Here is a 14,104-nt window from a genome sequence, read left to right as displayed (position 1 = left end):
CCGTGCGCGCCCACGCCGAAGAGGCCGTTCCCCTCGCGGGGGGGACCGGACCTTTTCGCCGTCGTGCGGCGAGGAACGGCGGCCGGGCGGGAGCCCGTCAGCCGGAGCGGCTCACCGCCCGGCCGCCGTCCGGTGCCTCAGTGGCTGTGGCTGTGGCTGTGGCCACCGGCCTCCGGCTCCTCCTCGGCGGGCTTCTCGACGACGAGGGTCTCGGTCGTCAGGAGCAGCGAGGCGATGGAGGCGGCGTTCTCCAGGGCGGAGCGGGTGACCTTGACCGGGTCGATGACGCCGGCCTTCACGAGGTCGCCGTACTCGCCGGTCGCGGCGTTGAAGCCCTGGCCCTTGTCGAGCTCAAAGACCTTGGAGGTGATGACGTAGCCCTCCAGGCCGGCGTTCTCGGCGATCCAGCGCAGCGGCTCGACGGCGGCGGCACGGACGACCGCGACACCGGTCGCCTCGTCGCCGGTCTTGCCGAGCGAGTCGGCGAGGACCTTCGAGGCGTGGACGAGCGCGGAGCCACCACCGGAGACGATGCCCTCCTCGACCGCGGCGCGGGTCGCGGAGATGGCGTCCTCCAGACGGTGCTTCTTCTCCTTGAGCTCGACCTCGGTCGCGGCGCCGACGCTGATGACGCACACGCCGCCGGCGAGCTTCGCGAGGCGCTCCTGGAGCTTCTCGCGGTCCCAGTCGGAGTCCGTGGTCTCGATCTCGGCCTTGATCTGGGCGACGCGGCCGTCGATGTCGGCCTGCTGGCCGCCGCCGTCGACGATCGTCGTGTCGTCCTTGGTCACGGTCACGCGGCGGGCGGAGCCCAGCACGTCCAGACCGGCCTGGTCGAGCTTGAGGCCGACCTCCTCGGCGATGACGGTCGCGCCCGTGAGGGTCGCGATGTCGCCGAGCATGGCCTTGCGGCGGTCACCGAAGCCGGGCGCCTTGACGGCGACGGCGTTGAACGTGCCGCGGATCTTGTTGACGACGAGGGTGGAGAGCGCCTCGCCCTCGACGTCTTCGGCGATGATCAGCAGCGGCTTGGAGCCACCGGCCTGGATGACCTTCTCCAGGAGCGGCAGGAGGTCCTGGATCGAGGCGATCTTGCCCTGGTTGATGAGGATGTACGGGTCCTCCAGGACGGCCTCCATCCGCTCCTGGTCGGTGACCATGTACGGCGAGAGGTAGCCCTTGTCGAAGGCCATGCCCTCGGTGAAGTCCAGCTCCAGGCCGAAGGTGTTGGACTCCTCGACGGTGATGACACCGTCCTTGCCGACCTTGTCCATCGCCTCGGCGATCAGCTCGCCGACCTTCGGGTCCTGCGCGGAGAGCGCGGCGACGGCGGCGATGTCGGACTTCTCGTCGATCGGGCGGGCCGTGGCGAGCAGGTCCTCCGAGACGGCCTTGACGGCGGCGTCGATGCCCTTCTTGAGCAGGGCGGGGGAGGCGCCGGCGGCGACGTTGCGCAGGCCCTCGCGGACGAGCGCCTGGGCGAGCACGGTCGCGGTGGTGGTGCCGTCACCCGCGATGTCGTTGGTCTTGGTCGCCACCTCCTTGACGAGCTGGGCGCCGAGGTTCTCGTACGGGTCCTCGACCTCGACCTCGCGGGCGATGGTGACACCGTCGTTGGTGATCGTGGGGGCGCCGAACTTTTTGTCGATGACGACGTTGCGGCCCTTGGGGCCGATCGTCACCTTGACCGCGTCGGCCAGCTTGTTGACGCCGCGCTCAAGGGCGCGACGGGCGTCCTCGTCGAACTTCAGGATCTTCGCCATGGGAGCGATTCAGCCCTTCGGGAAAAACTCGGAAAAGTCGTGGGTGCGCACAACGACCGCGCCCCCGGGGGCCCCGGCGTCGAAGAAGACGGGGTCCGGGGGCGCGGCTCGGTGCGAAAGCCGGGTGGTCCGGGTCAGACCCGGACGCGACCGGGGTGGTGCTTACTTCTCGATGATCGCGAGCACGTCGCGGGCCGAGAGGACGAGGTACTCCTCGCCGCTGTACTTCACCTCGGTGCCGCCGTACTTGCTGTAGAGCACGATGTCACCGGTCTTGACGTCGAGCGGCAGGCGTTCGCCGTTCTCGAAGCGGCCCGGGCCCACGGCGAGGACGACGCCCTCCTGGGGCTTCTCCTTCGCGGTGTCCGGGATGACCAGGCCAGAGGCCGTGGTCTGCTCGGCGTCGAGCGGCTGGACCACGATGCGGTCCTCAAGCGGCTTGATGGCAACCTTGGAGCTGGCGGTCGTCACGATCCGACCTCCCCCTTCGGAGATCACGGGGTGAATAAGTCAATGGGTGGCGACCAGGTAATCCGTCGTCGCGGGTGCCGGACTGCCCGTCGCTGCTTGGCACTCTCCGGTGGGGAGTGCCAGAGCCGAGACTATGACCGCGATTAGCACTCGGTCAAGCGGAGTGCCAGGCGAGTGCGGCGCGAAGCGGAAAAAGGGCCTTCCGGACGACCTCCGGAAGGCCCCTCTCCCCCTCAGGACCCGGAAGTAGTCCTCCCGGCGGACCACCGGGTCCCCCTGGACGGTGAAGGCCCGCAGAAACGTGCGAGAGGCGCCGGTCACCGCGGCCCGGGGGCCGCCCGCACGCGGTGGTCCACCCCTCCCCCCTGCCGCCGCCTCGCGCGCGCTCCCCGACAATGGCCCGGTGGACCTCGAAGACCTCTCCGCCCTCCGTACCCCCGAGGGCTCCGCGCTCCTCGCCGCGCTGCGCGGGCTGCGCCCCGCCGACGAACTGGCGGAGCTGACCCGGCTGCGGCGCGCGCACCCGCCCGCCCTCGTGACCGCCGCGCTCGCGCAGGCGCGGCTGCGGGACCGGGCCGTCGCGAAGTTCGGGGCCGAGGACGCGGCGCGCATGTGGTTCACGCCCGGCGGCGTGGAGCAGGCGACGCGCGCCCCGGTCGCCGCGTACCGCGCCCGGCGCATGAAGGACCTCGGCGCCCGGCGGGTCGCCGACCTGTGCTGCGGGATCGGCGGCGACGCGCTCGCGCTGGCCCGCGCGGGGATCGCGGTACGGGCCGTGGACCGCGACCCGCTGACGGCGGCCGTCGCGCGCGCGAACGCGGAGGCGCTGGGGCTCACGGAGCTGATCGACGTGGAGTGCGCGGACGTCACCGAAGTCGACGCGAGCGACTGCGACACGGTCTTCGCCGACCCCGCGCGGCGCGGCGGCCGGGGCCGGATCTTCGACCCTGAGTCGTACGCGCCCCCGCTGAGCTGGGCGATCGGCGCGGCGCGGAGCGGGCGGCTCGGCGCCCTCAAGGTCGCCCCGGGCGTACCGCACGAGGCCATCCCGGCCGACGCGGCGGGAGAGTGGGTCTCGGACGGCGGCGAGCTGAAAGAGGCGGTGCTGTGGTTCGGCACGGGCACGGGCACGACGGCGACCCTGCTCCCCGGCCCGCACCGGCTGCGCGGCGCCGGCCTCCCGAACCCCCCGGCGGCCCCTGTCGCCCGCTACCTCTACGAGCCGGACGCGGCCGTGATCCGCGCCCACCTGGTCGCCGAGGCCGCCCGCGCACTCGGCGCGAGCCTCATCGACGACACGCTCGCCTACCTCACGGCGGACACCCTGACCCCGACCCCGTACGCGCGCGCCTACGAGATCACGGACGTGCTCCCCTTCGGCGTGAAGCGCCTGAAGTCCCTGCTGCGCGCGCGGGAGGTCGGCTCGCTGACCGTCAAGAAGCGCGGCTCCGCGATGGAGCCGGAGGAACTGCGCCGCCAGGTGAAGCCGAAGGGCCCGCACGCGGCGACGGTCTTCCTGACCCGGGCGCTGGGGGCGCCGGTGATGCTGGTGGGGCGGGGGGTGTGAGGGGGCGCGTCAGCCCGCGAGCTCCTTCAGCTCGTCGCCGCTGAAGGCGAAGTCCACCGGCTCGGGCAACTCGATGAGCGCTCCGAAGGCACGCGTGGTGATGCTGCGGTAGCCGCTGTCGTCCGGCTCCGCGCACACGGTGAAGCCGCCCGCCTGACGGTCGACGAGGAGACACACGGGGATGCCCGCCGCCGCGTAGCCCGCGGCCTTCTCCACGCGGTCACGCTGATGGGTGTCCCAGTCGTGCGAGGTGACCTCCGCCACCATGAGCACGCCCTCCGGTTCCGCCCAGTCCCCGGACGTCAGGAAGTGCCGGCGCGGGGCCAGCACGCCGTCCGGCCGTGCCCGGCCCTTGCGGTACTTCTCGACCTTGGGCCCCCGTTCCGGGTAGAGCCGCAGATCCGGCCGGTGCTGCAGGCACTGCTCCAGCAGCCACATGATGATTTCGTCGTGCTTGCCGTCCGGCACGGGCTTGCCCTCGATCTTTCCGTTCAGGTACTCCAGCCGGACGGTCTCCGGGGCGGTGCCAGCGATCTGCTCGAACTCCTCGACCGTCATCTCGGCCGTGGCTTCGCTCTTCGGGGTCATGGGCTCGCCTCCTCCCGTACATCCTGCCCGGGTATCGGGAGGTGCGGCATGAATGAGGGACCTCCGTCCTGTCCTTTTCGCGCGGCTCCGGCGGGCCGGGCGGACCGCCCGGACAAGGGCCACGATCTCGCGGCGGACATGCCGGAAGGCCCGTTCGGCGGCTTCTTCCGCCGAACGGGTAAGGGAAGATCGTTCCTGCGTTCCCCGCTCTTGACGCCGGTGTCAGGCGCCGGTGCGCCCGTCACCCTCGACGCCCACCGAGGCGAACCGCCACCTGTGCACCGCGCGCGTCACCAGGTCCCCGGGCGGCTCGGGCAGTTCCGGGTGGCCGGCGTCCGGCGCCCCCTCCCACCACGTCAGCACGAGCACCCGGTCCTCCGTGGCCGTGAAGGTCTCGCGGCGCAGCGGGGTGCCCTCCAGGGGCTGGGCGCGGGCCCAGGCGAGGAGGCCGGGGCCTCGGCCCGCGGCCGCGCGGGCCTCCCACATAAGCGTCGTGACGGTCACTTGTAGAGGTTCTCCTTCGCGACCTCGTGCACGTGATCGTGACCGTGGTGGCCGTGCCCGTGGTGGCCGTGCGCGTGCCCGTGGCCGCCGTCCGTGTCCGAGTCGCCGTGGTCGTGGCCGGGGACGTGCGGTTCCGTGACCGGGAGCGAGGAGTCGGCCGAGAGTTCCCAGTCCGATGCGGCCCGGTTCCTGGCCACCATCTCGGCGCCGAGCGCGGCGACCATCGCCCCGTTGTCGGTGCACAGCTTGGGGCGCGGGACGCGCAGCCGGATGCCCGCGCGCTCGCACCGTTCCTGGGCCAGGGCGCGCAGGCGGGAGTTGGCGGCCACGCCGCCGCCGATCATCAGGTGGTCCACGCCCTCGTCCTTGCAGGCCCGCACCGCCTTGCGCGTGAGGACGTCGACCACCGCCTCCTGGAAGGACGCGGCCACGTCCCGCACCGGCACCTCCTCGCCCGCCCCGCGCTTGGCCTCGATCCAGCGCGCCACGGCGGTCTTGAGCCCGGAGAAGGAGAAGTCGTAGGCGGCGTCGCGCGGGCCGGTGAGGCCGCGCGGGAAGGCGATCGAGGCCGGGTCGCCCTCGCGCGCGTACCGGTCGATGACGGGGCCGCCGGGGAAGCCGAGGTCGAGGACGCGGGCGATCTTGTCGAAGGCCTCGCCGGCCGCGTCGTCGATCGTCTGCCCGAGAGGGCGCACGTCGGAGGTGATGTCCGCCGAGAGGAGGAGCGAGGAGTGCCCGCCGCTGACGAGGAGTGCCATGGTCGGCTCGGGGAGCGGGCCGTGTTCGAGCTGGTCGACGCAGATGTGCGAGGCGAGGTGGTTGACGCCGTAGAGCGGCTTGCCGAGCGCGTAGGCGTACGCCTTCGCGGCCGAGACGCCGACGAGGAGCGCGCCCGCGAGGCCGGGGCCCGCCGTGACGGAGATGCCGTCGAGGTCCTGGGCCGCGACCCCGGCCTCTTCCAGCGCGCGGCCGATGGTCGGGACCATCGCCTCCAGGTGGGCGCGCGAGGCGATCTCGGGGACGACGCCGCCGAAGCGCGCGTGCTCGCCGACGCTGGAGGCGACCGCGTCGGCGAGCAGCGTCGTGCCGTGCACGATGCCGACTCCGGTCTCGTCGCAGGAGGTCTCGATACCGAGGACGAGGGGGGCGTCAGGCATGGCCGGGAGGTTCGCTTTCTGAGGTGCCGGGGAGGGGGGCGGCGGGGTTCGCGGGGTCAGTGAGTCGCATCACGAGGGCGTCGACGTTGCCGGGCTGGTAGTACCCGCGACGGACGCCGATGGGCTGGAAGCCGTACCGCTCGTAGAGGCGCTGGGCGCGGAGGTTGTCGACGCGCACCTCCAGCATGACCTCGGCGCACTCGAAGGCGGTCGCGGCCCGCAGGAGGTCGGTGAGGAGGCGGGAGCCGAGGCCGTGGCCCCAGGCGGCCTCCGCGACGGCGATGGTCTGCACGTCGGCGAGGTCGCCGGAGGCGGCGAGGCCCGCGTAGCCGAGGAGGGTGCCCGCCGCGTCCTCGGCGACGACGTAGTGGCGGCTCGCGCCCGGCCCGCGCGCGTGCGCCAGCTCGGACCAGAACATGCCGCGCGACCAGGCGTCGTCGGGGAAGAGCGTGCGTTCGAGCACGAGGACGGGGTCGATGTCCCACCAGCGCATCTCGCGCAGCCGGGGGGAGGTGTCCTCGCCGGGAGCGGTCACGGGCTCGGCGGCGCTCACCGCGGGGTGACCACCTTGTAGTTCTTGGGCACCTGCGCGTCGGGGCGGCGCAGGTAGAGGGGGCGCGGGCCGCCGAGTTCCGTGCCGGCGGCCAGGCGGTGGGCGGCGAGCGCGGCGAGGGCGCCGGCGTCGGCGTGCAGCGGTCCGGCGGGGCCCTCGGGCACGGCGCCGTCGAAGGTGCCGGGGTAGAGGTGCGCCCCCGCCCCGTACGCGGGGACGCCGCCCACCTGCGCGGCGATCTCGGCGGGGCGGTCGACGGCGGGTTCCCCGAGGGGGGTCGTGGCGTCCGCGTACCGCCGCCAGTAGACCTCCTTGCGGCGCGCGTCGGTCGCGACGAGGAAGGGTCCCTCCTCCCGCGTACGGCCGGTGGCGAAGGCGAGGCCGTCGAGCGTGCACAGGCCGTGGACGGGGATGCCGAGCGCGAGGCCGAAGGTGTCGGCGGTGGCGAGGCCGACGCGCAGGCCGGTGTACGGGCCGGGGCCGGTGCCGACGACGACGGCCGTGACGTCGCGGAGCCGCGCGTCGGCGGCGGCGAGGACGCGGTCCACGGCGGGGAGGAGGAGTTCGCCGTGGCGCCGGGCGTCGACCCGGCTGTCGGAGGCGAGGACCCGCTCCCCGTCGTGCAGGGCGGCGGTGACGGCGGGCGTAGCGGTGTCGAGAGCGAGCAGCAGCACGCCGACAGCCTACGGCGCGGAGCCCGGTGGCGCCGAAGGCGGCGGAGCCCTCCGGGGTGAGCGAGCGCTCACCCGCTCCGGAGGCCGGTTCCCCGCCCGGCTGCTACCGTCGCTGTGCGCGGCGCAGGGCCGGGGCCCGGCGGGGCTGGACGCACAGGAGGCGGCACAGTGGCAGGCAGGAGCTCCGGGATCGTGGCCGGGCTGACGGCGGCGGCCCTGGCCGGAATCGGGTTCCTCGCCTTCCAGGCGAACGCGAGCGCCCCCGAGCACCTCGCGAAGGCCCCGCACTCCCCCAGCGCCTCCCCCTCGCCCTCGGCGGGCCGGGGCGGCTCGGGCGGCCAGGGCAAGAAGGACGACGGCGGCAAGACCGTCGCCGCGGTCCCCGCGGGCTCGGGCGAGGGCAAGCGGGTCGTGTACGCGCTCGGCGCGAAGCGGGTGTGGCTCGTGGACGAGAGCGGCAAGGCGAGCCGGAGCTTCGAGGTCACCCCGAGCACGGTCGACCCGGCGCCCGGTGACTACGCCGTGACGTCCCGCGCGGCGGCCGTTCTCGGCTCGGACGGGGTCCGCGTCGTCAAGGTCGTCCGCTTCGCCGTCACCGACGGGGTCGCGATCGGTTTCAGCGCGGCGGCCGACGGCTCCACGCCGCCGCCCGACCCGGGCTCGCGCACGGGCGGCGTCCGCGAATCCCTCGCGGACGCGGACGCCCTGTGGGATTTCGCGGCCCTGGGCTCCCCGGTGGTCGTCGTCAAGTAGGGCGGACGGCGGCGCGGCCTCGCGCACCGGCCGAACCGTCCTCACACAGGGCGGACGGCAACGCGGCCCCGCGCACCGCCCGCGCGCGTACGGCCTCAGTCCTCGCGCGCTCCCGGGCGTCGCGCGTCCCGCTCGTCCTCCCGCGCCGCGGGCGCCGGGGGTGTGGAGACGGCTGTCGCGGCGGCGCAGGAATCGAGCAGCGCCCGCATCGAGGGGACGGGGGCGGGCTGGGTGCGGGGGGCGTCCGTGGTGGGTGCGGTGGCCGGCATGGCTGCCTCCTGACGGCAGGTGTGGTTAGGTAACCCTCACCAGATCTCGGCCTCCATGTGACCACGGGGGTGCCGCGCGACGCAACATCATGCCGACACCGTGTCGGAAAACCCGCGCGGGCCCCCTCCGGGCCAGGGCGTTCCTCACCCCTCCCGCAGGTTCAGGAGCGCGGCGCCCGCCGCCGGGTCGTCCTGCCAGCGCGCCCCGTACGCGGTGATCGTCACGAGCCGGGGATCGGTGTCGTCGGCGACCGCGCCCGCCGGGCCGGGCGCGGTGGCCGTACCGCCGGTGGCGCGGTCGATGCGGATGAGCAGGCGGTCCTCGGTCAGCTCCTCGACCTTGCCCTCGCCCCACTCGACGACCACGACGGAGTCGGTGAGCGAGACGTCGAGGTCGAGGTCCTCCATCGCGTCGAGCCCGCCGCCGAGCCGGTAGGCGTCGACGTGGACGAGCGCGGGCCCCTCGCCGAGCGGCGGGTGGACGCGGGCGATGACGAAGGTCGGCGAGGTGACGGCGCCCCGCACCCCGAGCCCTTCCCCGAGCCCCCGCGTCAGCGTCGTCTTGCCCGCGCCGAGTTCCCCGCTGAGCAGCACGAGGTCGCCGGGCCGCAGCACGGCGGCGAGCCGCCGCCCCAGCGCGGTGGTCTCGCCGGGCCCGGCGACGGAGAAGGCGGGCAGGACGAGGGCGGTGTTCAGCGGTTCCATGACAGGCACGGTAATGGGCGGCGGGCGGCCCGCCGGACCGCGGCCCGGGGAGCGCCGCGCGTCACCCCGCCCCGAGCGCCGCCAGCAGGGCGGCGAGCGCCGCGCCGACCTCCTCCGGGCGTTCGAGCGGGACCAGGTGACCGGCCCCGGGGACGAGGGTGAGGTCCGCCTCGGGGAGGGCGGCCGCGAGGGTACGGCTGTGGGAGGCGGGGGTGATGAGGTCGTCCGTCCCGGCGAGGACGAAGGCGGGGCGGCCGGTGAGGAGCGGGAGCGCGGCCGTCTTGTCGTGCGCGGCGAAGGCCGGCCAGAAGGCGGCGACGACCTCCATCGGCGTGGCCTCGATCATGCGCGTCGCGAAACGGGCGAGCGCAGGGTCGATCTCGGCGCCCGCGCCGAAGGAGTAGCGCCGTACGAGGGTGCCGAACACGTCCGTGACCGCGCGGCGCCCTCGTTCGGCGAGCGCGGGCGCGGAGCCGAGGGCGCGCAGCACCCCGGGCGCGAGCCGCCGCAGCGCCTCGGCGCCGGGCGCGGGGAGCCCCCAGGCGACCTGGTCGAGCCGCCCGGCGGAGGTGCCGATCAGGCCGAGCCCGGCGACGCGCTCGCGCACGAGGTCCGGGTAACGCTCGGCAAGCGCCATGACGGTCATGCCGCCCATCGAGTGCCCCAGCAGCACGAGCGGCCCGGTGGGCGCGGCGGCGTCGATGACGGCCTTGAGGTCGCCGCCGAGGAGGTCGATGGCGGGCGGCGCCGCGCCGGGCGTCCAGCCCGAGCGGCCGTGTCCGCGCTGGTCCCAGTAGACGGCGCGCACGCCGCGGGCGCGCAGGGCGGCGCGCTGGTGGTGCCAGGCGTCCTGGCTGAGGCAGTAGCCGTGCGAGAGGACGACGGTGCAACGGGCCTCCCCCGCGCGCGGGACGCCACCGCCTTCCCCGGGCTCCTCGATCTCGTACGCGAGAGGGGTGCCGTCCGCCGCGTGGGCGAAGCCGGGGGTGCCGCGCAGGGTGCCGTACGGGCTCGTGGCGTCGAGCGCGAGGCGCGCCCGGCGGCGTACGGAGCGGCCGACGGTCAGCCGTTCGACGGCGACGCCCGCCGCGGCCCCGGCGGCGAGCACGCCGACGGCGGCGCCGAGCACCCCGGCCCGCCGCCGCCCGGCGGCGGTCGGCGGCGTCGGGAGCGGACCGGGAAGCCCGGCGAGAGGTGCGCTGTCGGCCACGTGACTCTCCTCGGCGACGGGGCGTAGGGAGGCGGGGAGGGCGTAGGGGGTCGTGCTCGGGTCGTGCTCAGGTCCTACGGGTGCGGGTCGTACTCGGGGTGCAGGCGTCGTGCGCGGGTCCTACGGGGTCTCTACCCGTTCAGGTGGACGCGTGGCACCCGGGCGCCGATGCGGGTGACGATCTCGTAGACGATGGTGTCCGCCGCACGGGCCCAGTCCTCCGCGCTCGGCTCGCCCCGGTCGCCGGGGCCGAAGAGGACGGCCTCGCTGCCGGGGGCGGGCGTGTCGCCGCCGAGGTCCACGACGAACTGGTCCATGGCGATCCGTCCCGCGACGGTGTGCCACTTGCCGTTCACGAGGACGGGCCCCGTCCCCGAGGCGTGCCGGGGGATGCCGTCGCCGTAGCCGAGCGGGACGAGGCCGAGGGTCGTCTCGCCGGGGGTGACGTAGTGGTGCCCGTAGCTGACGCCGTGGCCGCCGGGGACCTGCTTGACGAGGGCGAGCGGGGCGAGCAGCCGCATGACGGGGCGGAGCCCGAAGTCGCCGTGCGTACCCATGGCGGGGCTCGGCGAGAGCCCGTACATCGCGATGCCGGGCCGCACGAGGTCGTAGTGGCTTTCGGGGAGGCCGAGGGTGGCCGGCGAGTTGGCGATGTGCCGGGCCTCGGCGCGGACGCCGAGGCGCGCGGCGAGCGCGGTCATCTCCTCGAAGAGGGCGAGCTGGGCGGCGATGGAGGGGTGCCCGGGCTCGTCGGCACAGGCGAAGTGCGACCAGAGGCCGACAACCTGGACCGCTCCCTCCGCCTGGAGGGCGAGGGCGTTGCCGAGGAGGGCGGACCAGTCGGCGGGCTGGCAGCCGTTGCGGCCCAGGCCGGTGTCCGCCTTGAGATGGACCCGGGCCGTACGTCCGGCCTCGCGGGCCGCGACGGCCACCTCGTCGAGCGCCCACTGCCCGCTCACGGAGACGTCGATGTCCGCCTCGATCGCGGCGCGCCAGGGCCCGCCGGGCGTCCAGAGCCAGCACAACATGCGCCCCTCGACGCCTTCGGCGCGCAGCGCGAGCGCTTCGGCGGGCGTCGCGACCCCGAGCCAGCTCGCCCCGGCCTCGCGCGCGGCCCGCGCGCAGGCGAGGGCGCCGTGCCCGTACGCGTCCGCTTTGACGACCGCCATGAACGCCGCACCGGGCGCGCGCTCCCGCAGCAGCCGGACATTGGCCCGCAGAGCGGCAAGATCGATCTCGGCCCGGGGGCCCTGTGCGGTGGTGTTCATCGTGACTCAGTGTCGCACTGCCCCCGGAAGCGAGCCGCCCCAAGGGGCAACAGCCCGCCCCGGCGGGCGTCACCGCGATGTCGGGAGGCGGGCGGGCCCGGGGGGCTCCGTGCCGTCACGCCGCCAGTCGCGCTCCCCACGTCGGTTCCGCCGCTGCGAGCCAGGCGTCCTGGTGGTCGGCGAGGGGGGTGGTGAGCGGGAGGGATCGCCAGTGGCAGCGGAGGCGGTGGTCAGCGGTGGGGGCGTGGTGCTCCCAGTGGTCGGGGCCGCCGCGCGGGGCGTGCAGGAGGAAGTACGTGGTGCGGCGCGGGGCGCTGGTGTCCGGGTGGGAGCGGTGATCGACGGCGAGGGCCCGCACGACACGCGCGCCCTCGATGCCCGTCTCCTCGCGCACCTCGCGCAGCACGGCCGCGCTCAGCTCCTCGCCCGGCTCCACGGCGCCGGCCGGGACCCACGCACCGGCCTCCGGCGCACTGACGCGATCGCACACCAGCAACTCGGGCCCGCGCGCCCCGTACCGCACGACATAGGCCGCCACCCGCACCCGGGGCGGAAGAGGGGGATTCATGGGGGAATTGTGGCCACAGCCGGGAAACTCGCGCCACAACAACGCGGCAACAGCGGATGAACCGTGGTGGGGCGCGCGGGGACGGGGGGTGACGTCCTTTTCCGCGCGCGGTGGTCGGGCGGCACCCCTACCTTTCCGCGCGCGTGGGCGGGTGGCCCCGCCCTTTCGCGCCCCCTCAGCCCTCCCGTACGTCCCGCCACGCTCCCGGGATCGCCTCCGCCACGTCGTAGGCCGTGATGGGGGCGCCGCTCCGGCCGCCACCGGCCGCTCTGCGGGCCGCGAGCCCGTGGAGGTGGGCGGCGGCCGAGGCGGCGTCGCGCGCCGGGAGGCCGGTGGCCAGGAGGGAGCCGGCGAGACCGGAGAGGACGTCGCCCGCGCCCGCGGTCGCGAGCCGGGCGTACCGGTCGCGTTCACTCGTACGGGGGAAGCGTCGTCCGGGTCGGCGATGAGCGTCGTGGAGCCCTTGAGGAGGACGGTCGCGCCGAGCCGCCCGGCGAGTTCGCGCACGGCGTCGAGGCGCCGGGCCTCGACGTCCACGCGGTCCGCGCCGAGGAGCCGGGCGGCCTCGCCCGCGTGCGGGGTGAGGAGGGTCGGCGCGGTGCGGGCGCGGATGCGGTCGGGGCCCGCGAGGCTCAGCGCGTCGGCGTCCACGAGGAGGGGGACGTCCGCGGCGAGCACGTCATCGAGCGCCGCGCGCGCCTCGTCCCCCTCGCCGAGCCCCGGCCCCACGACCCACGCCTGCACCCGCCCCGCCTCGGACGGCAGCCCCGAGGTCACGAGCGTCTCGGGGTGCCGCGCCGTCACCGCCCCGGCGGCGGACCCCGCGTACCGCACCGCGCCCGCGCCGCCGCGCAGCGCCCCCGTCACCGCGAGGACCGGCGCGCCCGGGTAGCGCGTCGAACCGGCGGCGATGCCCACGACCCCCCGCCGGTATTTGTCGCTCTCGGCCCCGGGCACCGGCAGCAGGGCGGCCACGTCCGCGTACTGGAGCGCCTCCAGGTCCGGCGCGCCCGGCTCGATGCCGATCGGCACGAGGCGCAGCGCGCCCACGTGCTCGTGCCCGGGATCGATAAGCAGCCCTGGCTTGTACGTGCCGAAGGTGACCGTCACGTCGGCGCGCACCGCCTCGCCGCCCACCTCGCCGCTGTCCGCGTCGATACCGCTCGGCAGATCGACGGCGAGGATCGTGGGACGGCCCTCGGACGCGGCGCGTGCGAGGCGGGCGGCGACGGGCCGCAGCCCGCCCCTGCCGCCGATGCCGACGATCCCGTCGAGCACGAGATCCGCCGCGCGCACCCGTCGGATCACCTCCCCGGACACCTCGGGGGCGGCGGCCCCGCCGGTGGCCTCGGGCGCCTCCAGGACGAGCCCGCCCGCCGCGCGCAGCGCCGCGAGGCCGCCCGCGTGCGTGCGCGGGGGCGACAGGAGGACCGCGCTGACGCCCGCGCCGCGCCGGGCGAGGGCCGCGCCGGCGTGGAGCGTGTCGCCGCCGTTGTCGCCGCTGCCGACGAGGAGGCAGACGCGGCTGCCGTAGACGCGGCCGAGCAGTTCGGCGGCCACGGCCGCGAGCCCCGAAGCGGCGCGCGCCATAAGCGCTCCGTCCGGCAGCCGGTCCATGAGCCGCTGCTCGGCGGCCCGTACGGTCTCCACGCGGTGAGCGGTACGCATGGTGTCGAGTTTCCCGCAGCGCCGACGGGTACGCACGGGCAGCCCCGCCCGGGGCCGTACCGGCCGGTCGGCGTCGCCTCGGCGGACCCGGTCAGTAGGAGTGTTCGGCCGTCACCTCCGCCGAGACGTCGAGGGCGTGACGCGGGGCGTCGCCGCCGAGGTCGAGGAGGGTCTGCACGAGCGCGTCGATCACCGCGAGGTGGGCGAGCCGGCTCGCGACGGCCTCCAGACCGAGGACGAGGTCCTGCCCCCCGGCGACGAGCACGCAGTCGCTCGTCTCGGTGAGCGGGGAGCGGACGTAGCTGGTCAGGGCGAGGACGGCGGCGCCCTGGAGGCGGGCGCGGCGGGCCGCGTCCACCGTCGAGCGCGTCGCGCCCGTGTGGTTC

The 14,104-nt window shown here is 75.3% G+C and carries 15 protein-coding genes and 1 pseudogene; 2 read left to right on the top strand and 14 right to left on the bottom strand.

Going from position 1 to position 14,104, the window contains the following annotated elements:
* Nucleotides 1–137 precede the first annotated feature (137 nt).
* A complete protein-coding gene (gene groL / locus SSBG_RS18120) occupies nucleotides 138–1,763 on the bottom strand; it encodes a chaperonin GroEL (RefSeq protein ID WP_008747518.1) in 1,626 nt (541 codons plus the stop codon).
* 162 nt (nucleotides 1,764–1,925) lie between these two features.
* Nucleotides 1,926–2,234, bottom strand: a complete 309-nt coding sequence (groES, locus tag SSBG_RS18115) for a co-chaperone GroES (RefSeq protein ID WP_008747517.1) — start codon at nucleotides 2,232–2,234, stop codon at nucleotides 1,926–1,928.
* A gap of 403 nt (nucleotides 2,235–2,637) precedes the next feature.
* Between groES and SSBG_RS18110 the strand changes: the two genes are divergently transcribed.
* Nucleotides 2,638–3,801 (top strand): THUMP-like domain-containing protein, encoded by a 1,164-nt coding sequence (locus SSBG_RS18110; RefSeq protein WP_037870079.1) that lies wholly within the window; start codon nucleotides 2,638–2,640, stop codon nucleotides 3,799–3,801.
* A gap of 9 nt (nucleotides 3,802–3,810) precedes the next feature.
* On the opposite strand, the gene SSBG_RS18105 is transcribed toward SSBG_RS18110, so the two are convergent.
* The 5 genes from SSBG_RS18105 to tsaB all read right to left on the bottom strand — a co-directional run bounded on the left by SSBG_RS18105 (nucleotide 3,811) and on the right by tsaB (nucleotide 7,277).
* A complete protein-coding gene (locus tag SSBG_RS18105; protein WP_008747514.1) occupies nucleotides 3,811–4,389 on the bottom strand; it encodes a Uma2 family endonuclease in 579 nt (192 codons plus the stop codon).
* 222 nt (nucleotides 4,390–4,611) lie between these two features.
* The gene (locus SSBG_RS18100; RefSeq protein ID WP_008747513.1) at nucleotides 4,612–4,893 is read right to left on the bottom strand and encodes a hypothetical protein; all 282 of its coding nucleotides are present in this window, start codon (nucleotides 4,891–4,893) and stop codon (nucleotides 4,612–4,614) included.
* Complete coding sequence (gene tsaD, locus SSBG_RS18095; RefSeq protein ID WP_008747512.1) at nucleotides 4,890–6,050, bottom strand: tRNA (adenosine(37)-N6)-threonylcarbamoyltransferase complex transferase subunit TsaD; 1,161 nt, start codon at nucleotides 6,048–6,050, stop codon at nucleotides 4,890–4,892. Before tsaD ends, SSBG_RS18100 begins: the two co-directional genes overlap by 4 nt.
* Nucleotides 6,043–6,603 (bottom strand): ribosomal protein S18-alanine N-acetyltransferase, encoded by a 561-nt coding sequence (gene rimI / locus SSBG_RS18090; RefSeq protein WP_008747511.1) that lies wholly within the window; start codon nucleotides 6,601–6,603, stop codon nucleotides 6,043–6,045. Before rimI ends, tsaD begins: the two co-directional genes overlap by 8 nt.
* Nucleotides 6,600–7,277, bottom strand: coding sequence for a tRNA (adenosine(37)-N6)-threonylcarbamoyltransferase complex dimerization subunit type 1 TsaB (gene tsaB / locus SSBG_RS18085; RefSeq protein ID WP_037870078.1), 678 nt, complete (start codon nucleotides 7,275–7,277; stop codon nucleotides 6,600–6,602). Before tsaB ends, rimI begins: the two co-directional genes overlap by 4 nt.
* Before the next feature lie 168 nt (nucleotides 7,278–7,445).
* Between tsaB and SSBG_RS18080 the strand changes: the two genes are divergently transcribed.
* Nucleotides 7,446–8,030: a hypothetical protein gene (locus SSBG_RS18080; protein WP_234010574.1), complete on the top strand. Its 585-nt coding sequence runs from the start codon at nucleotides 7,446–7,448 to the stop codon at nucleotides 8,028–8,030.
* Nucleotides 8,031–8,125: 95 nt separating this feature from the next.
* Here SSBG_RS18080 and SSBG_RS33745 read toward each other — a convergent pair whose 3' ends face one another.
* The 7 genes and pseudogenes from SSBG_RS33745 to SSBG_RS31430 form a co-directional block, all read right to left on the bottom strand.
* Entirely contained in the window at nucleotides 8,126–8,299 is a 174-nt protein-coding gene (locus tag SSBG_RS33745) for a hypothetical protein (protein WP_199781381.1), read from the bottom strand.
* A 144-nt stretch (nucleotides 8,300–8,443) separates the two neighbouring features.
* Nucleotides 8,444–9,004: a tRNA (adenosine(37)-N6)-threonylcarbamoyltransferase complex ATPase subunit type 1 TsaE gene (tsaE, locus tag SSBG_RS18075; RefSeq protein ID WP_037870074.1), complete on the bottom strand. Its 561-nt coding sequence runs from the start codon at nucleotides 9,002–9,004 to the stop codon at nucleotides 8,444–8,446.
* Nucleotides 9,005–9,065: 61 nt separating this feature from the next.
* Nucleotides 9,066–10,214, bottom strand: coding sequence for an alpha/beta fold hydrolase (locus SSBG_RS18070; RefSeq protein ID WP_008747507.1), 1,149 nt, complete (start codon nucleotides 10,212–10,214; stop codon nucleotides 9,066–9,068).
* 131 nt (nucleotides 10,215–10,345) lie between these two features.
* Nucleotides 10,346–11,482 (bottom strand): alanine racemase, encoded by a 1,137-nt coding sequence (alr, locus tag SSBG_RS18065; protein WP_008747506.1) that lies wholly within the window; start codon nucleotides 11,480–11,482, stop codon nucleotides 10,346–10,348.
* Nucleotides 11,483–11,597: 115 nt separating this feature from the next.
* On the bottom strand, nucleotides 11,598–12,050 hold the full coding sequence (locus SSBG_RS18060; RefSeq protein ID WP_078491341.1) for an NUDIX domain-containing protein: 453 nt from the start codon (nucleotides 12,048–12,050) through the stop codon (nucleotides 11,598–11,600).
* A gap of 175 nt (nucleotides 12,051–12,225) precedes the next feature.
* A pseudogene (locus tag SSBG_RS18055) lies at nucleotides 12,226–13,718 on the bottom strand (NAD(P)H-hydrate dehydratase).
* A gap of 91 nt (nucleotides 13,719–13,809) precedes the next feature.
* The coding region (locus tag SSBG_RS31430) for a MurR/RpiR family transcriptional regulator (RefSeq protein WP_037870072.1) at nucleotides 13,810–14,104 on the bottom strand (295 nt) is incomplete at its 5' end.

This window comes from Streptomyces sp. SPB074 (assembly GCF_000154905.1).
Lineage (GTDB): Bacteria > Actinomycetota > Actinomycetes > Streptomycetales > Streptomycetaceae > Streptomyces.
The sequence above is the reverse complement of the archived record's forward strand: the minus strand, read 5'-3'. Positions and strand labels throughout refer to the sequence as shown.